This window comes from Lysinibacillus sp. ZYM-1 (assembly GCF_001308875.1).
GTDB lineage: Bacteria > Bacillota > Bacilli > Bacillales_A > Planococcaceae > Lysinibacillus.
Genome location: NZ_KQ465106.1, coordinates 147,965 through 174,527, shown reverse-complemented (window position 1 = coordinate 174,527; position 26,563 = coordinate 147,965). Strand labels below are relative to the sequence as shown.

31 protein-coding genes are annotated in these 26,563 nt (G+C 38.3%); 2 read left to right on the top strand and 29 right to left on the bottom strand.

Translation table 11 applies throughout. The features are described 5' to 3' along the window. Window positions 1-38: 38 nt before the first annotated feature. The 10 genes from AO843_RS00820 to AO843_RS00775 form a co-directional block, all read right to left on the bottom strand. Complete coding sequence (locus AO843_RS00820) at window positions 39-671, bottom strand: helix-hairpin-helix domain-containing protein (protein ID WP_054609261.1); 633 nt, start codon at window positions 669-671, stop codon at window positions 39-41. Window positions 672-903: 232 nt separating this feature from the next. Beyond that, a complete protein-coding gene (locus tag AO843_RS00815; RefSeq protein ID WP_054609260.1) occupies window positions 904-1,644 on the bottom strand; it encodes a class I SAM-dependent DNA methyltransferase in 741 nt (246 codons plus the stop codon). Then, complete coding sequence (gene rsfS, locus AO843_RS00810) at window positions 1,645-1,989, bottom strand: ribosome silencing factor (RefSeq protein ID WP_008180916.1); 345 nt, start codon at window positions 1,987-1,989, stop codon at window positions 1,645-1,647. Further along, window positions 1,986-2,558: a bis(5'-nucleosyl)-tetraphosphatase (symmetrical) YqeK gene (gene yqeK / locus AO843_RS00805; protein WP_054609259.1), complete on the bottom strand. Its 573-nt coding sequence runs from the start codon at window positions 2,556-2,558 to the stop codon at window positions 1,986-1,988. Before yqeK ends, rsfS begins: the two co-directional genes overlap by 4 nt. Next, on the bottom strand, window positions 2,527-3,117 hold the full coding sequence (locus AO843_RS00800; protein ID WP_054609258.1) for a nicotinate-nucleotide adenylyltransferase: 591 nt from the start codon (window positions 3,115-3,117) through the stop codon (window positions 2,527-2,529). The genes yqeK and AO843_RS00800 overlap by 32 nt, the downstream gene beginning before the upstream one ends. A 9-nt stretch (window positions 3,118-3,126) precedes the next feature. Beyond that, window positions 3,127-3,429 carry a ribosome assembly RNA-binding protein YhbY gene (yhbY, locus tag AO843_RS00795; protein ID WP_054609257.1) on the bottom strand — a complete coding sequence of 101 codons (303 nt, stop codon included), beginning with the start codon at window positions 3,427-3,429 and terminating at the stop codon, window positions 3,127-3,129. Between the two features lie 5 nt (window positions 3,430-3,434). After that, window positions 3,435-4,265, bottom strand: a complete 831-nt coding sequence (aroE, locus tag AO843_RS00790) for a shikimate dehydrogenase (protein WP_054609256.1) — start codon at window positions 4,263-4,265, stop codon at window positions 3,435-3,437. 34 nt (window positions 4,266-4,299) lie between these two features. Beyond that, entirely contained in the window at window positions 4,300-5,403 is a 1,104-nt protein-coding gene (gene yqeH, locus AO843_RS00785; RefSeq protein WP_054609255.1) for a ribosome biogenesis GTPase YqeH, read from the bottom strand. Further along, on the bottom strand, window positions 5,400-5,921 hold the full coding sequence (locus AO843_RS00780) for a YqeG family HAD IIIA-type phosphatase (RefSeq protein ID WP_054609254.1): 522 nt from the start codon (window positions 5,919-5,921) through the stop codon (window positions 5,400-5,402). The genes yqeH and AO843_RS00780 overlap by 4 nt, the downstream gene beginning before the upstream one ends. Before the next feature lie 36 nt (window positions 5,922-5,957). Next, complete coding sequence (locus tag AO843_RS00775) at window positions 5,958-6,740, bottom strand: phosphatidylserine decarboxylase (RefSeq protein ID WP_054609253.1); 783 nt, start codon at window positions 6,738-6,740, stop codon at window positions 5,958-5,960. A 136-nt stretch (window positions 6,741-6,876) separates the two neighbouring features. Between AO843_RS00775 and pssA the strand changes: the two genes are divergently transcribed. After that, window positions 6,877-7,377 carry a CDP-diacylglycerol--serine O-phosphatidyltransferase gene (gene pssA / locus AO843_RS00770; protein ID WP_054609393.1) on the top strand — a complete coding sequence of 167 codons (501 nt, stop codon included), beginning with the start codon at window positions 6,877-6,879 and terminating at the stop codon, window positions 7,375-7,377. 86 nt (window positions 7,378-7,463) lie between these two features. Beyond that, entirely contained in the window at window positions 7,464-8,171 is a 708-nt protein-coding gene (gene sigK, locus AO843_RS00765) for an RNA polymerase sporulation sigma factor SigK (RefSeq protein WP_008180932.1), read from the top strand. Between the two features lie 326 nt (window positions 8,172-8,497). On the opposite strand, the gene mtnN is transcribed toward sigK, so the two are convergent. From mtnN to alaS, 19 genes are all read right to left on the bottom strand, one after another. After that, window positions 8,498-9,190, bottom strand: a complete 693-nt coding sequence (gene mtnN / locus AO843_RS00755) for a 5'-methylthioadenosine/S-adenosylhomocysteine nucleosidase (RefSeq protein WP_054609251.1) — start codon at window positions 9,188-9,190, stop codon at window positions 8,498-8,500. A 59-nt stretch (window positions 9,191-9,249) separates the two neighbouring features. Then, window positions 9,250-9,909, bottom strand: a complete 660-nt coding sequence (locus AO843_RS00750) for a YrrS family protein (RefSeq protein ID WP_054609250.1) — start codon at window positions 9,907-9,909, stop codon at window positions 9,250-9,252. A gap of 154 nt (window positions 9,910-10,063) precedes the next feature. Next, window positions 10,064-10,552 (bottom strand): transcription elongation factor GreA, encoded by a 489-nt coding sequence (gene greA, locus AO843_RS00745; protein WP_016994160.1) that lies wholly within the window; start codon window positions 10,550-10,552, stop codon window positions 10,064-10,066. Window positions 10,553-10,727: 175 nt separating this feature from the next. Then, a complete protein-coding gene (gene udk / locus AO843_RS00740; RefSeq protein WP_054609249.1) occupies window positions 10,728-11,366 on the bottom strand; it encodes a uridine kinase in 639 nt (212 codons plus the stop codon). Continuing rightward, window positions 11,366-12,646 (bottom strand): peptidase U32 family protein, encoded by a 1,281-nt coding sequence (locus AO843_RS00735; RefSeq protein ID WP_054609248.1) that lies wholly within the window; start codon window positions 12,644-12,646, stop codon window positions 11,366-11,368. The genes udk and AO843_RS00735 overlap by 1 nt, the downstream gene beginning before the upstream one ends. A 14-nt stretch (window positions 12,647-12,660) precedes the next feature. Continuing rightward, on the bottom strand, window positions 12,661-13,593 hold the full coding sequence (locus AO843_RS00730) for a peptidase U32 family protein (RefSeq protein ID WP_054609247.1): 933 nt from the start codon (window positions 13,591-13,593) through the stop codon (window positions 12,661-12,663). Between the two features lie 5 nt (window positions 13,594-13,598). After that, window positions 13,599-14,231, bottom strand: coding sequence for an O-methyltransferase (locus AO843_RS00725; RefSeq protein ID WP_054609246.1), 633 nt, complete (start codon window positions 14,229-14,231; stop codon window positions 13,599-13,601). Window positions 14,232-14,514: 283 nt separating this feature from the next. Next, complete coding sequence (mltG, locus tag AO843_RS00720) at window positions 14,515-15,642, bottom strand: endolytic transglycosylase MltG (RefSeq protein WP_054609245.1); 1,128 nt, start codon at window positions 15,640-15,642, stop codon at window positions 14,515-14,517. A 169-nt stretch (window positions 15,643-15,811) separates the two neighbouring features. Next, on the bottom strand, window positions 15,812-16,999 hold the full coding sequence (locus AO843_RS00715; RefSeq protein ID WP_054609244.1) for an acyl-CoA dehydrogenase family protein: 1,188 nt from the start codon (window positions 16,997-16,999) through the stop codon (window positions 15,812-15,814). Beyond that, window positions 16,996-18,342 carry an LLM class flavin-dependent oxidoreductase gene (locus AO843_RS00710; RefSeq protein WP_054609243.1) on the bottom strand — a complete coding sequence of 449 codons (1,347 nt, stop codon included), beginning with the start codon at window positions 18,340-18,342 and terminating at the stop codon, window positions 16,996-16,998. Before AO843_RS00710 ends, AO843_RS00715 begins: the two co-directional genes overlap by 4 nt. Before the next feature lie 14 nt (window positions 18,343-18,356). Further along, window positions 18,357-19,190, bottom strand: a complete 834-nt coding sequence (locus tag AO843_RS00705) for a MetQ/NlpA family ABC transporter substrate-binding protein (RefSeq protein ID WP_054609242.1) — start codon at window positions 19,188-19,190, stop codon at window positions 18,357-18,359. A gap of 14 nt (window positions 19,191-19,204) precedes the next feature. Next, the gene (locus AO843_RS00700) at window positions 19,205-19,807 is read right to left on the bottom strand and encodes a methionine ABC transporter permease (RefSeq protein ID WP_369814383.1); all 603 of its coding nucleotides are present in this window, start codon (window positions 19,805-19,807) and stop codon (window positions 19,205-19,207) included. Then, complete coding sequence (locus tag AO843_RS00695; RefSeq protein ID WP_054609240.1) at window positions 19,800-20,879, bottom strand: methionine ABC transporter ATP-binding protein; 1,080 nt, start codon at window positions 20,877-20,879, stop codon at window positions 19,800-19,802. Before AO843_RS00695 ends, AO843_RS00700 begins: the two co-directional genes overlap by 8 nt. A gap of 40 nt (window positions 20,880-20,919) precedes the next feature. Beyond that, on the bottom strand, window positions 20,920-21,729 hold the full coding sequence (locus tag AO843_RS00690) for a MetQ/NlpA family ABC transporter substrate-binding protein (protein WP_054609239.1): 810 nt from the start codon (window positions 21,727-21,729) through the stop codon (window positions 20,920-20,922). Window positions 21,730-22,003: 274 nt separating this feature from the next. After that, a complete protein-coding gene (locus AO843_RS00685) occupies window positions 22,004-22,531 on the bottom strand; it encodes a DUF1292 domain-containing protein (protein WP_054609238.1) in 528 nt (175 codons plus the stop codon). Between the two features lie 206 nt (window positions 22,532-22,737). After that, on the bottom strand, window positions 22,738-23,046 hold the full coding sequence (locus tag AO843_RS00680) for a DUF1292 domain-containing protein (protein WP_054609237.1): 309 nt from the start codon (window positions 23,044-23,046) through the stop codon (window positions 22,738-22,740). An 18-nt stretch (window positions 23,047-23,064) separates the two neighbouring features. Next, window positions 23,065-23,481, bottom strand: coding sequence for a Holliday junction resolvase RuvX (gene ruvX / locus AO843_RS00675; RefSeq protein WP_054609236.1), 417 nt, complete (start codon window positions 23,479-23,481; stop codon window positions 23,065-23,067). Window positions 23,482-23,483: 2 nt separating this feature from the next. Beyond that, window positions 23,484-23,750, bottom strand: coding sequence for an IreB family regulatory phosphoprotein (locus tag AO843_RS00670; RefSeq protein WP_004226839.1), 267 nt, complete (start codon window positions 23,748-23,750; stop codon window positions 23,484-23,486). 88 nt (window positions 23,751-23,838) lie between these two features. Continuing rightward, on the bottom strand, window positions 23,839-26,499 hold the full coding sequence (gene alaS, locus AO843_RS00665; protein WP_054609235.1) for an alanine--tRNA ligase: 2,661 nt from the start codon (window positions 26,497-26,499) through the stop codon (window positions 23,839-23,841). Window positions 26,500-26,563 lie beyond the last annotated feature (64 nt).

Sequence of the window (26,563 nt, the reverse complement as noted above, 5' to 3'; positions counted from 1 at the left end):
TTGGAAAAGGGGCGTCAATATCTCAGAAGCTACAAGGTTTACTTAACGGTAATAGAGTCCTTTAACTTCTCAAATGTTTTATCACCAATACCACTAACATTTCTTAAATCATCAATGGTTTGAAAGCGTCCGTTTTCCTCCCGATAGCTAAGAATACTTTGCGCTTTTGAGGGGCCGATTCCTGGTAGCGTTGTAAGAGTCTCCACATCAGCTATGTTGATATTAATCTTTTGTTCCTTATTTTGACTTTCCGTAGGCAACATTAAAAGATTAGTGGATACATCTCCAAGCTGTTCACCTTTTATGGGAATATAAATCACCATTTCGTCCTGTACCTTTTGTGCATGATTGACGTACTGAGTATCTGCATTCTCCATATAACCACCTGCAAGCTGAACAGCATCGATAATACGTTGGTCTGACTGAAGCTCATAAACGCCCGGATACATAACAGCACCCTTTATATCAACAAATACCTGCTGTTGGACCGCTTCCTCAGCAGATTCAATTAAATTTATTTCTTCAATAGGTTGGATGGTTTCGATGAGCTCTTCTTGGGGATGTGAAGAGTCAGAATTCGAAAAATAGAAGTAAAAAAGTAGTCCACTGATTACTAGTATGCTAGGGATTAACATACTTTTTTTGTACTTTTGCCATAAAGATTGCAACATAGTACCATCCTTTCAATGCAAAAGGGAATCATATGGAGGTAAATTCATCATACACTATCACCCACTTATTGAAAACCTATAACCGATAACGATAGCGAAAAACGTTTTATCCATCACTTTGGCTATTCTATCCGTCTGTTCAACTGTTCTATCCATCACTTCAGCTACTCTATCCATCTGTTCTACTACAAAAAGCCACACTGTCGATAGGCAGTGTGGCACTTCTCTATATTTATTTCACCGCACGAATAAAAATGCGTTCACTTTCATATTCAGGTGCTCCGTCATTAAAGTCTGCTGTGACTTCCACATCACTAAAGCCAATGGCGTGAAGCCAAGTCATATATTGTTCGATAGGAAACGTACGTTGAATATGCTCCTCATCAAAACGTTCATATAAATCACTTGCAGCATCACGCACATAAAAAGTCATTTGATGGATAATGGAGTGCTCTAAATCTCCGGCCTCTGTATGCCATACATAACTAATGTCACCATTGTCATACGTAAATGGACCATCTAAAAAGATCTCCGTCATCTTAAATAGAGAGTGGACGTCAAAAAACAGCTGGCCACCATCACGTAATGCTTGATAAATCCGTTCTAATGTCGAATAGACTGCTTGCTCCTCTACAACATAATTCAGAGAATCAATGGCAATTGTGACCACGTCTACTGCCTCAAAGCCATCAAGTTCATCCATGGACATACAATAAAACGGGGCATCGTATCCTGCATCAGCAAAACGCTCAGTCGCAAAGGAAAGCATCTCTTCTGATAAATCAACACCGCTGATTTTGTAGCCAGCCTGTGCAAATAACAAGCTAAGCACACCAGTGCCACAACCAATGTCTAATAGCGTTTTGTATTGGCTACTTGGTGCATGCTGTACAACCCAATCTACATAAAGATTGTAAGGAATATCCGTTTGTAGCTCATCATAGACATGGGCGAAGCGCTCGTAACTACTCACTTAGGCCTCTGGCATGTCTAATTGTGGTGCATCGCCCCATAGACGCTCTAAATTATAATAAGCACGCTCATCTTTATGGAATACGTGTGCTACTACATCTCCTAAGTCTACAAGAACCCAACGAGCTCCATCAAAACCTTCGACACGGCGAATTTCATAGCCATCTTTTTCAGCTACATCTTGTAATTCACGTGCAATCGCTTGCACCTGACGATCTGAGTTACCATGTGCAATGATAAAATAATCTGCTAAAAGGGAAATTCCTTGCATATTTAAAACGACAATATCCTCACCATGTTTGTCGTCAATTGCTTTGTACGCTGCTTGTAATAAAGTTGAAGTCATCCTTCACTATCCTCTCTGTTCATCATATCGTTATAACATTCTATTGATAATGGATAAATAGGCTGCTTTGTGTCTATTAAAAATGCCAATGTATGACGGACACACGCACTCATTGCCTTATCCAAATTTTTTTGCGCTTTTTTGCGTAGACGCTCCACACCATCAAATTGACGATTCGGTTCAATCATATCTGCGACAAAAATGATTTTTTCTAAACGACTCATACCAGGTCGCCCTGTTGTATGGAAACGAATAGCATTCAACAACTCCTCATCATTGATGCCAAATTCGCTTTCTACAATATATGCACCAACTGGGCCATGCAGTAATTCACTACCCCAGCCAATGAGTCGGGCATCTAATTTTTCAGCTCGGACGATGTTCTCCATCCACTCCATATCTGCATATTTAGCAATATCATGAAGGATTGCAGCTATCTCAGCTTTTTTCTCATCCTCGCCGTACTTTCGTGCTAGATCGATGGCCGTTTCCATTACACCAATTGTATGAATATAACGTTTTTCCGGCATTCTGGGCTTAATCGCCGCTAAATACTGTTCGCGTTCCATAAAGACCTTCCTCTCGTATGAACGTCTCTACCGCTATTGGTAGTAAAAATGTCACCGTTCCTCCAGTCGCAAGGCGTTCACGAACCAGTGTGGACGATAAATCGATTTGAGGCACCTCCACCATAAGTATAGGGTACTCTGTAATTGCTGCTGTTCCTGGACGCTTTACGCCAACAAATTGTACAAGTTCCACTAATTGCTCTATACAATGCCATGTGTGTAGCGAATCAATCATATCGCCACCGATGATAAAGTAGAATTTCACATTAGGTTCTCTTCTACACAATGCAGAAAGTGTCTCATAGGAATAGGATACGCCACCCTTGTCAACCTCATACGACTCTACTGAAAAATAAGAAAATGGACGAATCGCACGTTTGACCATTTCAAGGCGTTCGACATTACTGGCATCAAAACGTGCTTGCTTATGTGGTGGTATGGCATTTGGCATAAAGCGGATTTCATCAAGTTGCAATGCATGAAATACCTCATTTGCCATCATTAAATGCCCCATATGCGGAGGATTGAACGTGCCGCCTAGTAAACCGACCCTTTTCATCGTCTCACCTTATTTCGTTGCTTTTGGTAATACAATCTTTTTTTGATTGCGTGACTCTTTATATAAAACAACTGTAAGGCCGATTAATTGGACAAGCTCTGCATGTGCACCTGTTGCAAGTGCTTCTGCCACTTCATGTTTATCTTCTTCACAATTATCTAAAATACGCACTTTAATCAGTTCACGTACTTCTAAAGCCTCACGAATTTGCTTAGTCATTTCATCATTTACGCCACCTTTTCCTACTTGGAAAATTGGTGTTAAATGGTGTGCTTCTGCACGTAAAAAACGTTTTTGTTTACCTGTTAACATAAAAATTAGTTTCCTCCTAATTGCGCCTTTAACTGCGCAATCATTGAATTTGTATTTGGATAGTTTCCTAACCAGTGCTCAAAAGCAATTGCTCCTTGATGCACAAACATTCCTAAACCTGTAACAATCGTTGCCCCTTTTTCTTCAGCCGCTTGTAAAAAAGGCGTCATTAATGGATTATACACAATATCCGCAACAATTGCTCCTTTCGTAAGCCGATTTAAGGAAAACGGCATTGAAAAATTGCCCGTAGCAAGGCCTGCCGATGTCATTTGCACAATAATGCTGAAATCAGCTAATGTTTCTTCCGCTTCCTTTAATGAAATTGCACAGCCCATACCCATCTCATCCACAATAGCTTGTGCATTGGCTACGGTACGATTAGCAATGGTCATGTGGTTATAGCCTTGCTGCCACATGGCAAAGGCTATACCGCGAGCAGCGCCACCAGCACCAACAAGTAACACTGGCTTGTCTTTATGAGACGAACCTACTGCTTCCTCTAGTGAACGAACAAAACCAATTCCATCTGTATTATAGCCTTTCAGCTTTCCTTCTGTTGTTCGTACTACTGTATTCACTGCTCCCATTTTTAGCGCTAACTCATCTAGCTCATCTAAATAGGGAATGATTGCTGTTTTATGAGGTATTGTCACATTCCAGCCACTTGCCCCTAAAGTTTTCAAGCCAGCAACCGCTGACTCTAATTGCTCAGAAGATACATGTATCGGAATATATGTCGCATCAATGGACGTTTCCTCAAACCAAACATTATGCATGGCCGGTGATTTTGAATGTTCAATTGGATCACCAATCACTGCAAACCACTTCTTCATTTCCTAGTCCCTCTTCTCTCCTTCATCCCTCAGCTTAAATAAGTGAAGGACGAATTGAAACTTGTACACCTTTCGGGGCATATGCTGCTACTACGACATTAGCATGCTGTATGGTAATCCAGCCTAGCCCAGAAAATACAACATCTGTTTTAGCTTCTTTTATTGAGAACTCATGACGAACTAACGGCGGAAGTTGGTCAATAAAGTCCGCAGTCGGCGGCGCAAGTAGTTCTCCCTTATGTTCTGCATACAACATATCTGCCTTTTCAAGCTTTGTCCGATGAATTGGTAAATCGTTTGCCACATGAATCGTAAAGGCAGATCGATCACCTTGAATAAAATCAAATCTCGCCAATGCCCCAATAAATAAGGTTTGTCCAGGATTTTGCTGGTAGACTTTCGGCTTGATTTCTTTTTTCGGCATAATATACTTTAATTCACTTGAATCAATATGATGGGCCATTTGGTGATGATTAATAATACCAGGTGTATCATATAATGCACTACCATCATCTAATGGAATTTCAATCATATCTAAAGTAGTACCTGGGAAATGTGAGGTTGTAATAACTTCGCCTTCCCCTGTTGCCTGCTTAATAATACGGTTAATGAATGTGGATTTTCCGACATTGGTACAGCCCACAACATAAACATTTTGACCTTGTCGGTATTCATCAATGGCTTCCATTGCTTCAGCCATTCCCATACCTTTATGGGCACTTACTAACAGCACATCAACAGGCTGAAGTCCTAGAGCTTTTGCTTCGCGTTTAAGCCAATTGATAACTTTTTTTGGTTTTACCGATTTCGGTAATAAATCAGCTTTGTTAGCAATCAAAAGCACAGGATTTTTCCCTACAAAACGGTGAAGTCCAGGTAGCCAGCTCCCATTAAAATCAAAAATATCAACAATTTTTACGATTAAGCCTTGCTGTGTACCAAGGCCGTTCAAAATGCGTAAAAAGTCGTCATCTGTTAATGACACTGGTTGAATTTCATTGTAATTTTTCAAACGGAAGCAACGTTGGCAAATGACCACATCCTTTTCTAAAGATGATGGGGGTGCATACCCAACTGCTGTTTTATCTTCTGTTTGAATTGTTGTACCACAGCCAATACAATTTGGCATTTCAATCATTCTTGTTCCTCCCAAGTTATAATTCCTTTTCGTTTCAAATCATTGAACACCCGACGTTCAATGAATCGATTCAATTTTGTTACAAGCCCATCAGATTGTGCAACAGGCTTTACTAACACTGTATGCAAGCCTAATCGATTCGCGCCCATTACATCTGTTAGGAGTTGATCCCCTACCATTACTACTTCATTAGGACGCAAACCTAATTGAATCAGGGCATTATAAAAAGCATTTCGCAATGGTTTTTTTGCCTTATGAATATATGGAATACCCAATGGTTCAGCGAAGTGTTTGACACGTGTCTCATTATTATTTGACGCAATAATAACACGAATACCGGATTCCTTCATAATGCGCAACCAAATGATCAGTTCTTCTGTTGCATCTGCACGATCCCATTCCACAAGGGTATTATCTAGATCTGTTATAATCCCTCTTATACCTAATTCTTGTAGCTTTTCAGGTGTAATTTCGAAAATATTCGTCACAAATTCGTTTGGTAATAAAAAATTATACAAAATAGCGACCCCTAATCTTAACGTATTATTCGACCATTATAGCATATTTGCAAAGGCTTCACCCATTCGAATTGGGTTGCCCTGTACAACATTTTCCGTAAACTCAATCGCATCCTTTTCAAACAGCATAACCACTGTTGAGCCAAATGAGAAATAACCAACTTCCTGGCCTTTCTGCCATTTTGTTGTCCTGTTAGTGAGCACAATAGAGTTTACAAAGGTAGCACCCACTTTTATAAACGCTACTTGCTGATCATGCGCAGTTTTCAACTCTGTCACTAAACGGTAATTATGAGAAATTGGTTTTTTACCGTATGTAAGACCAATTTGATTCACAGGATAAGATTTCTGACCAAGCGTATACTGTCGTAATACTTCCCCATCAATCGGACTGTGAATGCGATGATAATCGGCAGGACTTAAATAGAACACAATAAAATGGCCGTCTGCATAATGGGCAGCTCGTGCTGAATTACCAAGTAAATCTTCTAAAGCATATGGCTTACCCTTTACGAGAAACGTCATATCCCATTCAATCCTTCCAAAGGATTCTACTTTGGCATCTACAGGACTTGCATAAACCGTCGGATTATTTTCAATAGGTCGTGCATCTTCTAAAAGCTCTCTTGTAAAAAATTCATGTAAACATGAAAATTGTTGTTGTTTTTTTGAAACTTCTTCAAGGTTTATATCGTATACCTTCATGTAGCTTGGAATTATACGTTTACTCCACTTGGCTTTTGCAATTGCTTGCAAAAGATGGGAGGATTGCTTACCATTCGTTAGTTCTATCAAGCGTTGATATAGTTTTTCTTTCATCAGTAAAATCCCCTATCCATTAATTTAGACTGTCAATTTTTTCGCATTCGAAGTATAATGGTACAATATCTTAAGTGCAAAGGAGTGATCCCCCTTGTTTTTTTATCACAAGTTGGTGGATACCACGGTTAAGAAAATGAAATCGCACGCAGCTAACTTCATTACAATTAGTAATATGTCCTTTGGAGGCGCGGCTATTATGGCCACTTTACATGAATACTATAGCTATAGTGTCTTGTTTATCTTTATTGCAGCTCTTCTTGATCGCTATGATGGTAAGGTAGCTAGAGCACTCGGACAAGTGTCTGAGTTAGGTAAACAATTAGATTCTATGAGTGATATTATATCATTTGGCGTGGCGCCTGCATTATTAATGTACGAAGTTGTTCTAGTTGATTTTGGTTTTGTCGGCATGATGATGGCCGTCCTGTTTATCGTCTGTGGTGCGATGCGATTAGCCCGCTTTAATATTAGTGATGCAAATGGCTATTTCACAGGTTTACCTATTACAGCTGCAGGTACGTTCTTAACTTTAACGTATTTTGTAGCCACTACGTTCCATCCGGCATTTTATCTTTTTCTTTTCCCGATTTTAGCTTTACTCATGATCAGTACATTTACGCTAAAAAAAGTGTAACAGCACAATTGCTGTTGCACTTTTTTCATTTCCACCTGCTTTGAAACATATACTGTCGAAAAATGGGGAAAGGATGAAATCATTCAATGAGCGGAATTTTTACATCAATGTTGCAGTTATGGCTTGAAATCCCAGCGTTACTTGGCTACTTAAAGGGGCAAACATTCCATAAACCCTTTTCAAAAGAAGAGGAAGCTGCTTGTATTGAACGATTTTTAGGTGGCGATGAGCAAGCACGCCTGGACCTAATAGAACGCAATATGAGACTCGTCGCGCATGTCGTAAAAAAATTCCATCCAAAACATGAACAACTTGATGATTATATTTCCATCGGGACAATCGGGCTAATGAAAGCGGTAGAAAGCTATACCCCTGACAAAAAAACAAGGCTTGCCACATATGCAGCACGATGTATTGAAAATGAAATTTTAATGCATCTACGCACACAAAAAAAAGTACAGAAAGATGTCTCTTTATTTGAGCCAATCGGGACGGATAAAGATGGCAATGCGCTTCAAATTCGTGATTTACTCCAATGTGATGAAGAGAGTGCAACTGAGAAAATCGAACATAAAGAGCATGTAGCCCAGTTATATCATTACTTGCATATGCTTGATGAACGCGAACTAGAAATTGTGACACTTCGCTATGGTTTAAATCAACAAGATGCCCTCACGCAAAAAGAAATAGCTGCCCGATTAAATATTTCTCGAAGCTATGTATCTCGTATTGAAAAACGAGCACTTATCAAACTCTATCAATTGTACAAACGCGACCAAAAGTCAATTGAGTAATATATTGTAAAATGTTTACTAGAAAAATTCAATGCATCTTTAGCGTAAGTTGTGCCGATTCCATGGCATAAAAAAAAGCCCCTTGCGACATGGCATGTCGCAAAGGAGCTTTTCCGTCATATTAATGTGCTGATTCTGATAGTTCTGCAGTAATCAATGAACCTATTAAAGTTGTAATAATCACTACACCTACTGTTAATAAGAGCATCATGAATGCCTCCCATTCTAATATGAAGAGATTTATTAAAGCTAGTGTAGCATTTCTACAATGCATTAACTGTGATTTTTCTCACATAAGAAACATCACATTTTGACCGTTTTGTGTATTATAGTGAAGCAATTGCTTTTAATACAACTTGTGTCGAATGTTTTGCAGCAACTGGTAAAAACTCATCAAAGCTAATGTTTGATTCTTTACCTGCTATATCTGATAATGCACGAATAACTACAAAAGGTGTAGCAAATTGATAACAAACTTGCGCAACCGCAGCCGCTTCCATTTCTACCGCCTTCATTTGAGGAAAATGACGACGAACTGCTTCTACACGTTCAGGATCATTCATAAATGCATCTCCAGAGCAAATTAAACCAATACCATATTGATGCTCTCCAACTGCCTTGACAGCATCTTCAGCTACTTTCATTAATCGCTCGTCAGATTTATAAGCTGCTGGCATACCTGCCATTTGTCCAATTTCATAACCAAAAATTGTGACATCAACATCATGATGACGAACTTCATCAGAAATGACTACAGCACCTACCTCTAGTGCTTCGTCATAGCCACCCGCAGAGCCTGTATTAATAACAACATCCGGCTTAAATTCATGTAAAAGAATGGTAGTGGACATTGCCGCATTCACTTTACCAATACCACTTTTTAATAACACGACTTCCTTGCCTTCATATGTTCCTGTTGTATACTCGCTGCCTGCAATGGTTGTACTTTGTGCATTGTTTAATGATGCACGTAGTAGTTCTACTTCCTCTTCCATTGCACCAATTACTGCAATCTTCATGTAATGTTACTTCCCTTCTTTATCAACTCTATTAAAAATAATCAAAAGAGTGATTTTCGTCAATAGGCGCCTTCTAATGTATTCAGTTGCTCAAGCTTTACAGGCAACCATCCTTCATTGTCTACCCATTCCATACTTATACGGTACATCTGAGATTTGTCTTTTGTTGAAACTGTGGCAATTGAAGAATTAGGGCCACCATTATTTTGCATACGCCAAATAATCATATTGTTTTGATCAATGCCCGTAACACTTGTGACTGTCGCTACTTTTTCAGACCAGTCTACTGATGACGAATCGTAGGAAGACACATGTTGGCCTGTTTGGGTTGTAGGTGTTGGTTGCCAATTTTTATTAGTAATGACTTTCTCAACTTCGGGATTATCTGAAGTTGATTCTTCTGGTGAACCTTGTTCTTGCTGAGGTTTTTCAGGTTCTAATTTATCCTCTTCCTCTGAAGTTTTATCTTCTTCTACAGCGAGATCTTTTTCATCCTCTTTCGTAGGTTCTTTATCCTCTTCTTTGTTATCGCCTTTTTCCTCTTGAGTTGGTTCATCTTTTACTGTTTGCTCTGCATCACCTTGCCATTTAAACACATACGTTGCTGTGATAATAATTAGTACAACCACAATACCAATTAATACATTCAATAGTTTATCTAGCTTTTTATTACGAGATGGCTGCAAATGACGACTACTTCGAGTTTGTCGTTCACTCATATGTCCTCCCCCTCTCTAGCAAATATTCTATCAAGTTCTACAGCACTTGCAAAATAATTATACTCATTAATTTACTTCGTTACTTTACAATCTGAAATATTAAAAGCAGCTAGCCTTTCTGGATAGAAAGACTAACTGCTTGTACACTTACATATTATTTAATCGAAACAATCTTGACTTTCATTTCGCCACCAGGTGTTTGAACGACTACTTCTTCGCCTTCAGCACGGCCAAGTAAGCCTTTAGCAATTGGTGATTCATTTGAAATACGGAATTCCATTGGATCTGCTTCAGCTGAACCTACAATAGTATAAGATTCTTCGTCAGTTGATGGTTTACCATTAATAATTTCTACAAATGTAACCGTTTTCCCGAGTGATACCACGCTGTTATCTGTTTCATCCTCAGAAATAATCACTGCATTGCGAATCATTGATTTTAAAGTAGAAATACGACCTTCTAAAAAGGCTTGTTCTTCTTTTGCTGAATCGTACTCCGCATTCTCAGAAAGATCACCAAAATCACGTGCTATTTTTATACGTTCAACGATTTCTTTACGTGTTTCAGTTTCTAATTTCACTAATTCTTCTTCTAATTTTCGTTTTCCCTCAGCTGTCATAGGGTACTGTTTTTCATTTGCCAAAGTCCTTCACTCCTTGTTTCTTCAATATAAAAACATAAAACTCGATTAAATGCATGTAAGGTGCATTTAATCGAATTTTATTATTTTTAAACGTTTTCAAATTACGCTTTGACCTAATAGTATGCATGCCTTTTCAAAATATGCATGTAAATATTGTCAATACCACTCTATCTTATTACAATACGTTGTCGGTTTCAAGAATAGTTTTAATTTTCGTTACCATTAAATCTATTGCTACCTCATTATCCCCACCTTCTGGAATAATGATATCCGCATAACGTTTTGTAGGTTCAATAAATAAATTATGCATAGGTCGAACTGCTGATAAATACTGTTCGATAACTGAATCTGTTGTACGTCCACGCTCTTTAATATCGCGCATGATACGACGAATAATTCGTAGATCGGAATCGGTATCCACAAATAATTTAATATCCATTAAATCTCGCAAATCCGCATCCTCTAACACGAGAATTCCTTCTAGAATAATAACATCTACCGGTTCAACATGGATTACTTCTTCTGCCCGGGTATGCTGCACGTAATCGTAGACTGGCTTTTCGATTGATTGTCTAACTAAGAGTTTTTTTATGTGTTGAATTAATAAATCATTATCAAATGCTAACGGATGATCGTAGTTTGTTCCTAAACGCTCTTCAAATGTTAAATGACTTTGATCTTTATAATAAAAGTCTTGTTCAATTACAACAACTGAATGCTCGCGGAAAACATCATAAATGGCGCGCGTCACACTCGTTTTTCCCGAGCATGAGCCACCAGCGATACCGATGACAACAGGACGCTTAACTGCCATTAGTTATTCTCCTTTCGCATCATGTTATGCGGCATTAATGGTATATCACATTTAAATTTAACAATTTGTAATGGATGACGTGCTGCATCTAGGCTATTGCCATCTTCATCCCAAATTTCTCCCATTGTCAAACGGGAATTTTCGATTTCTGGACCAAAAAACTCTACTTCGTCACCTGGTTTAAAGTAATTTCGTTGCTGCATAGTGACTATTTTTGTCTCTGGATCATGATCTAAAATTAATCCAGCAAATTCATACGTCGTTTTTCGGCCATGGATGCCAAACATTTGCTCCTCTAGGCCAGGTGCATCGTGGAAGAATGCTTCAGCCGTATCACGGTTTGCACATTTATCTAGCTCCTCTAGCCATTCACGTTTAATAATAAAATTATCAGGATCAGCACAGTAAGCATCGATTACTTTGCGGTAGACAGATACTACTGTCGCCACATAGTGAATGGATTTCATACGACCTTCAACTTTTAAAGAATCGATACCAAGCTCAATCATATGTGGAATCGCTTCGATTAGTTTTAAATCTTTTGGGCTCATAGCAAAAGGCGCATGATTATCATCAAACAGTGCTTTTTCTTCACCATCTTCTAATTCATATAAATCGTAATCCCAACGGCATGATTGGCAGCAACCACCTCGGTTAGAGTCACGAGCAGTCATATGATTGGACAGAACACAACGCCCGGAATAGGCAATACACATTGCGCCATGAACGAAGGCCTCGATTTCAATATCTACCTTTTCCTTCATCAGCTTCATTTCTTCTCCGCCTACTTCACGCGCTAAAACAACACGATGTAAACCTTCTTCTTTCCAGTACTGCACTGCCTTCCAGTTAGACAGTGATTGCTGTGTGGAAAGGTGAATTTCAAGTTTAGGAGCTGCTGTACGACATGTTTCAATAATTAGTGGGTCCGCAACGATAATACCTGTTACGCCTACCGACTCAATATCCTTTAAATAACGCTCCAGGCCGTCCATATTTTCATTATGTGCAAAAATATTTGTCGTTACATAAATTTTCGCACCGTATCGATTAGCAAACTCTACACCTTCACGCATTTCTTCAATAGAGAAGTTATCTGCATTGGACCGTAGACCAAATTCTTGGCCACCAATAAATACAGCATCTGCTCCGTAATGCACAGCTACTTTCAATTTCTCTAAGCTACCTGCAGGGGCAAGTAGCTCTGGTTTTTTTGTAATGACACGTTTACCGTCGACAATGTCACGGATTTTGTCATTTTGTTCTAACGCTAATGCCATGTTATTGCCCCCTCTTAGTAAACTGTTTCCTTGAAGATAAAGCCTGTATCTAATGGTCTTAAAGCTGGTTGAATATCTTCAATTTTAGCTAATAATTCATCTTTTATGTCCTCATATGCTTCTTCTGACTCGTCAAAATATGTGTCGATGGCTTTGCGATAGGCTTCTGTTACTGTCACCACATATTCTGGTGTTTGTAACACGCCCTCAATTTTTAGAGCATCGATGCTACCTTCAAATAATTCGCCAAGCTCATCAATCACACACATATCATTTGGACTGAAAATATGCGTACCATTTACATCTTCGTAAATTGGATATTTATTATTACGCTCATCATCATGGAGGAACATATTACGATTTTCTTTACGATTTTCAATTTCCATTACTTTATCTTGATATAAGAAATAATGGCCAAGTAGTGGACGCTTCGATTGGAACATACATGTCATTCCATGTACTTGTACTTCAATTTCCAATACTGCACTTTCTTTAATTTCTAAAACTTCATCAAGAGAAAGTTCACGTGCTAACACGGCACGAGTCGCACCACGTTTCCCCCAATAATTAGCCGTAAACCAGTTCGTTGCTGTCGTTTCTGGATTCCAATGCAATGGAATCGTTACGCCTTGCTCACGACGAATAATTAATACTGCTGGGTCGCCATAAATTAAACGATCCACACCAATACGTTGCATTTCTTGTAAATAGTCAGCAAGTGCCTCCAGTTTTTCATTATGGAAAAGTGCATTAACTGCCACATAGACTTTTTTACCCGCTGCGTGAATGAGCTTCGTTGCTTCTTCCACTTCATCAACAGAGAATTCTCCTGCTAGACGTAGACCAAATTGTTGTTCACCAATAACAAAAGCATCTGCTCCAGCGTCTAAAAGTGCTTTAATATGTTCTAATGATTGTGGTGTCACAAGCAATTCCGGTTTTTTCATAGTAGTCACCTCTTCAAACATAGTAATAAACCGTCACCGACTGGTAAAAAAGCACTTGTATAATCAGGGTGCTGCATTATCCATTCTGTGAAGTTTTTTAAATTGCGAATCATTGTACGCTTACGACGTGGGACATCCTTCAATTCTAAATCAGACAAGCCATGCATGTACATATTGTCGATATACAAGACTCCACCTGATTTCACGAGGGGAGCGTACTTTTCAAAAAAGCGCTGATATTGTCCTTTTGCGGCATCGATAAAAACTGCATCGAACACTGTGTGAATTGCCTCATCGTCTATCTCTAAAGCGTCGCCTTCAATGACCGTAATTCGATTAGATATGGTTGAACGTTCAATATAGGATTTAGCTTTTGTCACACGCTCTATATCACGTTCAATCGTCACGATATGGACATTCGGCAAAGCTTCTGCCATTCTGATAGCAGAATACCCAATTGCCGTGCCAATTTCTAAAATTTTTGACGGATTTTGAATACGTAGCAATTGATTCAATGCATCAATACCTGATAGTTGCATAATCGGTACATGATTCTCCTCCGCATATGCTTCCATTTCTAAAAGCAATTCATTACGTGGCTGTATAAATGATTGTATATATGCATCTGATAATTCCATTGTTCCACCCTCAATTAAAAGGCAACGTGCATGTAGCCGTTGTCCGTACTTCATCATTTATCAACAAAAAGAAAAAGACCAAACGTGATGTCTTGGTACTTTGCCATACAAAAATGAGCAATTGTTTTTGACATGCTTAAACAATTGCCACCACGCATATTTGTCCCGAATAAACGGATAGATCAAAAATCACACTTTATAATAGCATGAAAATAGAAGGAAAGCTATTTTTCTTTCCTTCTATCCATATGTTTGCTATATGCATTTTGATCTTCACATACGCTTACTCATCTTTTTTTAAATATTTTGCTATTTTCTCTAAATGTTCATCATATGTTTTCGAGAAGTGGTTGACACCCTCTTTATCTGCTAAGAAATAGAAATAATCTGTTTGACTTGGGTTCAATGTCGCCTCAATAGAAGTCTTTCCTGCACCTGCAATTGGGCCAGGTGGTAAGCCTTTATTTTTGTAAGTATTATAGGCATTATCCACTTCTAAGTCTTCAAACAGTACACGATCTTTATGATCACCAAGTGCATATAAAACAGTTGGGTCTGTTTGTAATGGCATACCTTCATTGATACGATTATAGAAGACACTTGCTATTGTCTCTCGATCTGTTTGAGCCGTAGCTTCTTCTTCTAGTAATGAAGCAAATGTTAACAGTTGATGAACGGACATTTGTTTTTCCGTTAAAACATCATTATAATTTTTCACCACATTGTTCATGGCTGTTATCATCTCTTCTACAATCGCTTCTAGAGATGGCTTTTCTTCATAGTAAGAGTAAGTAGCTGGATATAAATAGCCTTCTAAGTCATAGCGAATATTTTCTGCTAACACCGCATCTGTTACTAGCTCAGGATAGTTTGCCATCATTTGCTGAACAAATGTGTCACTTGTTACTAAATTCATAAATTCTTTTTGAGAATATGGTGTTTTCTTTTCAATAATTTTCCCAATTTGCTCAAGTGTTAAGCCTTCTGGAATCGTCATCGTAAAGACAGGTTTTCGGTACACCTTCCCTGTTTTTAAGCTTTCGATGAGTTCATCAAATGTCATCGCTTTCGTTAAATCGTAATTCCCTGCTTGGAATTGAGATTCGTTTTTAAATTTTGCGTAGTATTTAAAAACACGCGCATCTTTAATAACGCCTTTCTTCTCTAATAGTGTTGAAATAGAACTCAAGCTAGAACCGATTGGTACCTCTACTGCAATTGCTTTTGTCGCATTAGGATCCAGTGGTTTTAAGGCACCCTTTACATAATTGTACCCAAATAAACCGACAATCCCTATAACGAGGACAAAAACAATTGCCACAATTGCAACGATTTTTCTCACGATTTTTACCTCTGATTTTTTTTCCTGCATTTTTGAAAACATTTCTTGTTTTTTAGTACCGTTTTTCACGGGTTTCCCCCCTATCACTATCCAATATCATACTAGAAATCAACTATCACGACAAACAGAAATCGACAATTCAGGAGAAATTGCATATGTAAAAAAATCTGCCAGCTATTTTTGCTGGCAGATTATCTCACTATAAATCATTTACGGTTCAGAATCTTCATTATATATACTATAATTGAAAAGTTTCTTGTTTCTTATCGGCAAGTAATGCCGTTGCAAGTTGAGTGATAACCACGTCATCGGCTGGAGGGTTAAAGCGGCTACATTGAACATCTCTAAATAGGCGCTGGATTTTGTTTTCTTTAGATAAACTTCGTCCTCCTACAACCTGCATAACTTTTGTTACAATATCGATAGCGTTATTACAAATAACATACTTTGCAATACTAACAGATTGAGATAGTTGCTCCTTAAGAGCGGGATTTTGTTCAACCTGGGCTGCAATACTATACAATGTTCTTCGTGCAGTTTGATAAAGAATTTCTATTTCACCTATTTTTTGCTGAACATGACTGGCATGAGCAATAGTATTTTCTAAGCTGTGAGAATACGTATTTTTAGCAAATTCAATTGCATAGTCTCTTGCTGCACCTGCCACCCCTAAGTACACGGCTGGAATCTCTAACGAATAGACTCGGCCATCCGCTAAAAAACGATTGACTTCATTTGGACGATGTCGGTAAAGCAATGCATCTTCTGGTACAAACGTATCATGAAAAATAATATCATGACTGCCTGTCGCCCTCATACCCATCGCATCCCATGTTTCAACAATTTCCACCTGTTCATTTTTAGTAATTAAAAACTCTGCTGTTAGATTTTCTTCTTCCACATAAGCAACAATGGTGAATTGGCTTAAAATCGGCGCTAAGGAAGCAAATGCTTTCTCACCAGTAATGAGATATCCCCCAGGCACCTTTTTAGCGATTGTGCCAGGTAAACTCCCACGAGAAATATTTCCTTTTCCACGTTCACTGTTAATTATATTCAAAAGTGAGCCTTCTTCAACTGCTTTCCGGCATAAATCTGCAAATATAGTCTCTGGCCATGCTTTCGCCTCACGAACATTCAAAAATGTTAATAAATGCCAACCAACAGCCAATGCAGTAGAAGCATCACCTCTCGCTAACTGTTCCTGGACTAATAACATTTCGTATAGAGAAATTTCTTCTCCCCCATATTTTTGGGGTACAGTTAATCTAAAATAACCTGCATCTTCTAAAATCTTAAAATGTTCAAATGGAAATTCTCCACTCTCATCATATCGATTTGCTGTTCTCTCAATTTGTGTCGCTAAATTCTGAGCATATAGAACAAGCCGTTGCTCTCGTTCATTACGTATAAAAATATCATTCATCCCTGTGACACCTTACTTTTAGTAAAACGATTCAGCGGCACTTTCAATCCTAAATGCTCTCTTAACGTTGCGCCTGTATACTCTTTACGATAAATGCCTCTCTCTTGCAAAATCGGTACAACCTTATCAACAAAATCCTCTAAATCACGTGGTAATAACGGAAACTGTAGCATAAAGCCATCTGCTGCTTGCTCTAGAAGCCAACGCTCCATCTCATCTGCAATTTGTATCGGTGTACCAACAAAGGCATCACATTTTGCAGGTCCAAATAGGCGCGCATATAAATCGCCAACTTTTAAATTTTCCTTTTTAATAATCTCTAAATGTTCATAAAAATGACTTTGAATACTATTCACTTCTGGAAATTCCACTTCGCTAGCAGGTGTATCGAGTGAGTACTTTGAAAAGTCGACATTTCCCATGTACCCAGAAACAAATTTTAAGCTCTCATATGGATCAATCAACGACTGTAATTCATTAAATTTACGAATTGCCTCCTCCTCTGTATCGCCCACTATCGGGGAAATTCCCTGTAAAACAAGAAGCTCCTCCTCTTTACGTCCAAATGTGGCAAGCTGTGCCTTTAGTTGACGATAATGTTCTTTGGATTTTTCAATGTCATCCCAATGGACAAATACAACTTCCGCCGTACGTGCCGCTAATTGTTGGCCTGGTTTAGATGCACCAGCCTCCACAATAACAGGCTGACCCTGTACAGAACGAGCAATATTTAATGGACCCTTAACAGATAAATAACGTCCCTTAAATGATGTTTCGTGTACTTTATGACGATCATAAAATATATTGTTATCTCGGTCATAGAGAAAAGCGTTATCTTCCCAAGAGTCCCATAATGACTGAACAACATCAATAAACTCCTCTGCCCGTTCATAGCGATGGTCATGCTCCCAATGCTTATCACGACTAAAATTTAATGCTGTTTCTCCTGTGGCATCTGCTGTGGTTACTAAGTTCCAAGCAACTCTCCCATTGCTTATATGATCGATGGACATTAACTGTCTTGCTAACACATATGGCTCACTGTATGTGGTAGAAGCCGTCGCTCCAAGTCCAATTTTAGTTGTTGCTGCTGCTAAAGCGGTAATTTGAATTAATGGATCAAAGCGATTCAAAATATGTGGATGTGACTCATGATTAATGGCTAAGCTGTCGGCCACAAAAGCTATATCAAACTTTCCTTTTTCCGCAATCTGAGCTACTTTTTGTAATGCTTGAATATCGATGCTTGCATTCGCTTGGGCAGATGGATGCCTCCATGCAGCAACATGCATACCTGCTCCAATTAAATATAAGGCTAGCTTTATTTCTTTTTTCTTAGTCAATGGTATCACCCTTCCTAATATGAATAGAAATCCTTCCATGTTGCTAATTCATCTAATGGCATTCCCACTGGAATATAGTTACCATTTGATACTTCTTTAATAAAATTGCCTGTTTCATCACGTTGATAAATTTCCACTATTTTCTTCAACGTGTCATTATGTTTGTCTTCTGCCTTTGCCACGATTACATTAATAAATGGCTTAGCTGTTTTACTTTCGTGAATGATGGCATCTTTCAATAAAAGCCCTGCTTCTACAGCAACACCATTATTAATAACGGCAAAATCAACATCCTCCATCACACGTGGCGTAGTTGCACCATCAACAGGCAAAATTGTTATGTTTTTCGGATTTTCTTTAATACGATCTTCTCCACCGTTACCATCAAAATTGTCTGTTACTGTTAGTAAACCATGCTCTTGAAGCAGTAATAAAGCTCTACCCCAGTTGGAGGGATCATTTGGTACAGCGATTTTTGTGCCTTCTTTTATATCATCTAGTGACTTATATTTGTTTGAATATAAGCCAATTGGCGCCATTATCGTTGTGCCAATTGCCTGTAAATCTGAGTTATTATTCGTATTAAATAAATTCAAATAGGCTACATGTTGAAAAGCATTAATATCTACTTCTCCCTCCACCAATGCTTGATTTGGATCGTATTGTGCGGAAAATGTTACTAATTCGAGGTTAATATCTTCTTTGCTAGCCTGATCCTTAATATACTCCCATGTTTTCAATTCAGAACCACGGATACCAACCTTCACAGTATCTTCTTCTGCCTCTGCACATGCCACTAGTAAAAGTAGCAATGCAAAAATCCCTATTAAATATGTCAGTTTTTTCATGTTCACACTCTCCCCTAAGACACCCTACGTATTTTTCGTTCAAAACTGTTGCCAATGCTTTGAATAACCTGTACAAGGACAACTAAAATGACAACTGTTACCATAATTGTCGTATTATCAAAACGTTGATAGCCATAAGTAATGGCAACATCCCCTAAACCACCGCCTCCAACAGCTCCTGCCATGGCTGTCGCACCAATAAGCCCTATCGTTGCAGTCGTGACACTTAATATTAAGGATGGAAAAGCTTCAGGCAACAAAAACTTTTGAATTATTTGAAATGGAGAGGCTCCCATTGCTTTGGCGGCTTCAATAATGCCCCCATCCACCTCTAATAATGAATTTTCTATTAATCTTGAAATATATGGTCCAATATGCAAGACTAACGGCACAATGGCAGCGGTCGTACCAATAGCAGTACCAACGAGTAATCTTGTAAATGGAATAATTGCGACAAGTAAAATAATGAATGGAATGGAACGTAATGTATTTACGATTGGATTAACAATGGCGAAGATTAATTTATTTTCAAGAATATGCCCTTTTCTCGTCACAACTAGGATTACCCCTAAAATAAAGCCTAAAATCGCACCAAAAAACAAAGAAATGCTAACCATGTACAGCGTATCTAGAACCGCGTCGATAATGATTTGTGTGCTCACTTTCACGTGCAACAACCTCCTCTATTTGAATATTTTTAGCCTGGATAAATAGAAATGCTTTTTGGATGTCTTTATCAGAGCCAACAAGCTCCACAATTAAATGGCCGAATGGAATTCCTTGTAACTCCGTGATATTGCCAAATAAAACATTGACATCTACAGCAAATTTTTTCGCTACTTGTGAGACAATTGGCTGTCCAACGTCTACACCGATGAATTTTAAACTATAAATTTTTTTAGTGTCATTCATACTTTTTAATTGCTCATAAACAGAAGGGGGTATTTCATCTCGAACAACCGATTGGACAAAACTTTTGGTTGTTTCCTCTCTTGGAGTTGAGAAAATTTCAAGTACATTACCTGTTTCTATAATTCTTCCATTTTCCATGACAGCTACTCGATTACAAATATCTCGAATAACCTCCATTTCATGAGTAATCAGCAAAATCGTTATACCATACTCTCTATTGATTTTCTTAAGTAAAGTTAAAATCGATTTGGTTGTTTGGGGGTCGAGAGCCGAAGTTGCTTCATCACATAAAAGGATAGTTGGTTTTGTTACCAACGCTCGAGCAATGCCAACTCTTTGTTTTTGCCCCCCTGATAACTCGTCAATATAGCGATTGGCTTTGTCCGTTAAACCAACAAATGCTAAAACTTCATTTACTTGATCCCTCAAATTTGTTTTTTTTACGCCACTAATAATTAAAGGCATTGCTACATTTTCAAAGACATTTTTAGAATGAAGAAGATTAAAGTGTTGAAAAATCATGCCGATATTTTTCTTCTCCTCGCGAAACTGGCTTTTCGTGAGCGTGGTTAGTTCTTTACCATTTACAATTACTTGCCCCGACGAAGGCTCCTCCAGTAAATTTACTGTCCGAATCAAAGTGCTCTTACCAGCACCACTAAAACCGATAACACCAAAAATATCCCCTTTTTGAATCGTTAAATTGATATGATTTAAGGCGGTTACAGTCGAAGTACCGACCTGGAATTCTTTTGTTGTTTCAATAAACTCAATCATGCACAATTACCTCCTTAGCATTTATGTTGATGGCAAAGCTTTAAAATGCGGGAACAACAGCACCTTTATATTGATCTTCAAAGAAAGAACGTGCCTTTTCACTTGTTAACCACTTAACGACTATCTGTATTGCGGGATCATCCTTTTTTTCCTTAGTCGATGCTATTATGTTGACGTAGGGTGAATCAGAACCTTCTATAATCAGTGCATCCTTCATAGGATTATAGCCCCCTTCTAAAGCATAATTTGTATTAATAGCTGATGCGTCTACATCATCTAATGAACGAACAAGTAAAGGAGAATCAACTCCGATAAATTGAATATTCTTCTCATTTTTCGTAATATCTTCGACTGTATAATCATTTTTCTTTGCTTTATCTAATTCAATCAAGCCGTTATTTTGAAAAAGTAGTAACGCTCGAGAGAAATTGACAACATCGTTTGGTACAGCAACCTTTGCATTTTGTGGCAAATCAATAATTTTTTTTATTTTTTTAGAATACACACCAAATGGTTCAATATGAATTCCTTTTACACTGACTAAATCTAATTGGCTTTCATTATTCGTCTGTTCTAAAAATGGAACATGTTGAAAATAATTAAAATCCAACTCTCCATCTGCCGTTTGTTGGTTCGTTTGCACAGCATCTTTTATGATGGTAATGTCTAGTTTCACGCCATCCTTTTCAAGGTCTTTTTCTAAATACGCCAATACTTCCGCGTGAGGAACATTAGCAGCTCCTACTTTTAATGTTTCAATTTCCTCTTTAGCAGCCTCTCCTTTGTTTGTACAACCCGCCAATAAGCCTATTACCAATGCTCCGACCAGCAATTTCCAACCTAATCTCATTATATTACCTCCTTAATTAATCAATTTACTTGGTTTAATTTAAAACAAATCTTATCTATTTGCTTATGTTTGGTCAATGCCCCTTTTGGTTCATTTGTTAAAAAATTCAGAAAATTAAAACTAGAAATACCTATATTTTCTCGTATTTCCTCTTATATTACTCGAAAACGCAAAATTTCCATTTACAGATAGAATGCTTTTTGACCATTGATAGAAAATTTCTATTAATAAAACATAAAAAAACTCCGAGTGGCTCACAACCACTCGGAGTTTTTTACATTTCGTTTAATACATCTTCAACATATGCCCATTCTTCTTCTGTTTCGATGGGTAATAATTCTTCGATAGAACCGTCATTCCCAGCTAGATATTGAGCTGCAAAAATATCACGTTCATCAATCGGTTCATCTGTCGCTGGCACATATAACACATACGATTTACCAAATTGTTCAGATGTAAAAGTATGAATAACCTCACAAACTTGATCTGTTCCATCTTCATTTGTCACAGTAATAAGTTGTGGCTCTTCTTCAAATTCATCAAGAAGTGTCAACACCACCTCATTAATCATTTCCCATTCTGCATCCGTTTCGACAGGCTGTAAATTTGTCATCTCACCATTGTTATCGTCATAATCGAAAGTCATGGCCGAAAGATCTCCTGGAATCTCTTCACCATTGGTATCCAAAACGGAGAATAGCACATAGGATTTATCCTCTGCATCAAATGTAAAGACCACATGGCAACGTTGTTCCTTCCCATCTTTATCGATAATCATAAATTCTTGCGTTTCTTCATTCATTCGATTTCCTCCTAATGACAGTTTATTGTCATTTAATAAGTGGTCACTACTACTCTTTTATCATTTTCTCCACAACCTGGAGCAAATTCTCACCTTTTAATCCCTCAGGGGTACTCCCTTAATTGAGAAAAAATTAAACCAACTTGCAATAAAAAAGAACAAGGACTGCAAGCTGCGATCCTTGTTCCAAGCTTTAAGAAAGAAGATTAGTCTTCGTTTTCATCTTCTAAAGCGTTTAATACGTCTTCTACCATATCCCATTCTGCTTCAGTTTCGATTGGTGTTAGTTCACCATCTTCACCGTTATCAGACGGAACAAATGAAGAAACGAAAATTTCAACTGAGCCATCTTCATCTTCTTCTGCGCCTACCATTGAGTAAAATACGTATGATTTTCCAAATTCCGGAGATTCATGAACGTGAATTACTTCACAAAGCTGTTCATTTCCGTTTTCATCAATCACTGTAATGTGTTGAACGTGTAATTCTTCTTCATGGTTATGCTCGTGTGCCATGTATAGTCACCTCATCAATTAATTTTTGCTATCCAAGTAGCCTTGTAAAATCATCACAGCCGCCATTTTATCAATGACTTGCTTGCGCTTTTTGCGACTCACATCCGCCTCGATTAGCATACGTTCCGCTGCCATCGTTGTTAAACGCTCATCCCATAATGTAACCGGTAGTGAGAACGTTTCTTCTAATAACTTTTTATAGTTTTCAGAAGCCTCTCCACGCGGTCCAACCGTATTATTCATGTTTTTCGGAAAGCCTACAACAAATGCTGTTATAGTATATTCCTTTACTAGCTCGGTGATACGTTCAATGCCGAACTCGCCGTTAGCCTCATCAATTTTTACGGTTTCAATACCTTGGGCAGTCCAACCTAATGCATCACTGACAGCAACGCCAACGGTTTTCGACCCAACGTCTAATCCCATAATTCTCATTTCTAGTCCTCGTTATTCTTTTTGATATAAAATTTAACAAGCTCTTCTAGAATTTCGTCACGCTCAAGCTTGCGAATTAAATTACGAGCATCCTGATGGCGAGGAATATACGCCGGATCACCAGAAAGTAAGTAACCAACAATCTGATTGATAGGGTTATATCCCTTTTCCTCTAATGAAGAATGAACTTTCAACATTACCTGCTTGACTTCCTGTTCCATTGATTCTTCTGGAAAATTAAATTTCATCGTTTGATCAAATGAACTCATGACCAGCACCTCGCTTTCAGAAATAAGGAGATGTGCGAACAAGCTCATCTCCAATTTCTCTTTATTATAACATGTTTTGGCGAATTAATTAAATGGATTTAACATAATCATACACAGAAAGTAGTGCTTCATCAAGTTTTGATGCATCTTTTGCTCCTGCCATCGCCATATCTGGACGACCGCCACCTTTACCACCACAAGCTTCTGCAACCATTTTCACAATATTCCCCGCATGGTAATTGCCACCAACTAAATCTTTTGATACACCTGCACATAACATCACTTTATCGCCATCGACTGCTCCAAGAACGATAATTGCTTTTGGCATTTTCGCTTTTAAATCATCCATCATTTGGCGCAGTTGGTTATTGTCCTTTGCGTCTACTTTTGTAGAAAGAACTGTTACATCTCCAATTGTTTGTGCTGCATCAACAATTGCCCCCGCTTGAGCATTGGCAATTTTTTGAGATAATGCTTCATTTTCACGTTGTAATTCTTTATAGTCACCCTGTAATGCTTGTACTTTTGTTACGATATCTTTAGGATTTGCTTTTAATAATGACGCTGCATCATTTAATAGAGCTTCTTCTTCTTTTACAACTTCATAAGCCACTTTACCTGTAACAGCTTCAATACGACGAGTACCTGCACCGATTCCACCTTCTGAAACAATTTTGAAGAAACCAATTTCAGAAGAGCGTTTTACATGGATACCACCACATAGCTCAATTGAATAATCTCCAATTGAAACGACACGGACAACATCGCCATATTTTTCGCCGAATAACGCCATTGCACCCATTGCTTTCGCTTTATCGATGCCCATTTCTTCAATAACGACCTCTATATCATCCCACACTTTTTCATTAACAATACGTTCAATTTGCTGTAATTCCTCTTTTGTCACTTGACCAAAGTGAGAGAAGTCAAAACGTAAACGATCAGGACCTACATAAGAGCCCGCTTGGTTGACGTGATCGCCTAACACATCTTTTAACGCACGTTGCATAATATGTGTCGCAGTATGGTTTTTAATAATTAAATTGCGGTCATCACGATTAACAATTGCTTGTACAGCATCTTCCACATGCATTTCACCTGATTCAACCACTACAGTGTGGAGCGGTTGAGCATTTGGTGCTTTTTGAACATCTTTCACCACAGCAGTGAAGCTATCATTTGAAATGATACCGCTATCGGCAATTTGACCACCCATTTCAGCATAGAATGGTGTTTTGGCTAAAATAACTAATGCTTCTTGGCCTTCAGATGCTACTTTAGCCACTTGACCATTAACAATCATTGCAGCTATTTCGGTATTAGCTTCTAACGTGTTAAAGCCAACAAATTCGCTGGCAACTGTTAAGTTTGCTAATACTTCATTTTGTACTTGCATAGAGTCAACATCTTGACGAGCTGCACGCGCACGTTCACGTTGTTCTTCCATTGCCGCTTCAAAGCCCCCATGATCGACTTTCATTCCTACTTCTTCTGCATATTCTTCCGTCAATTCGATAGGGAAACCGTAAGTATCATATAAACGGAAAGCATCTGCTCCTGGAATATAATCATGACCAGCTGCTTTTTGTGATTCAACTACTTCATTAAAGATCGTAAGACCACCATCTAATGTTTCATGGAAACGAATTTCTTCATTTTTAATAACGCGTTGAATAAATTCACATTTTTCCGTTACCTCTGGATAGAAGTCTTCCATGATTTTACCCACTGTTGGGACTAATTCAAACATAAATGGTTTCTCAATACCAATTTGTTTTGCGTAACGAACTGCGCGACGTAGTAGGCGGCGTAATACATAGCCACGGCCTTCGTTTGAAGGAAGGGCACCATCACCAATTGCAAACGCTACAGTACGAATGTGGTCTGCAATAACTTTAAATGGCGTATTAATATCTTCTTCTGAGCCAAAAATTTCATTTAAATCTACTTCACCAGGACGTTTGTACTTACGGTTGGCAAATTCCTCAATTTTTTCAATGATCGGCATGAATAAATCCGTATCAAAATTCGTTGGTACATTTTGAACCACTGAGACAATACGTTCTAGACCCATACCAGTATCAATATTTTGCTTCGGTAGTGGTGTATACGTACCATCAGGATTATGGTTGAATTGAGAGAACACTAGGTTCCAAATTTCAAGGTAACGTTCATTCTCCCCACCTGGGTACATTTCTGGATCATTTTCGTCTGAGCCGTATTCAACGCCACGATCATAAAAAATCTCTGAGTTTGGGCCAGATGGACCTTCACCTATATCCCAGAAATTTCCTTCCAGACGAATTAAACGTTCTTCAGGAATACCAATTTCTTGATGCCAAACATCATATGCTTCCTGATCTTCTGGGTGGATTGTGATGGATAATAATTCAGGATCAAAGCCCATCCACTTTTTATCCGTTAAAAATTCCCAAGCATAATGAATAGCTTCTTTTTTAAAGTAATCACCAATTGAAAAGTTCCCTAACATTTCAAAGAACGTATGGTGACGCGCTGTTTTTCCTACGTTTTCAATATCGTTGGTACGAATTGATTTTTGAGCATTTGTAATTCGAGGGTTGTCCGGAATAACACGACCGTCAAAATACGGTTTAAGTGTAGCTACGCCTGAATTAATCCAAAGTAAGGATGGATCATTTATTGGCACAAGAGGTGCGGACGGTTCATGGTGATGCCCCTTTTCTTTAAAAAATTCCAAATACATATGACGAATATCTACTGCTTTCATTGGATAAATTCCTCCTTGTTTATATTGTAAATCACGATATGAACCAGACTCTTACGACCCATTT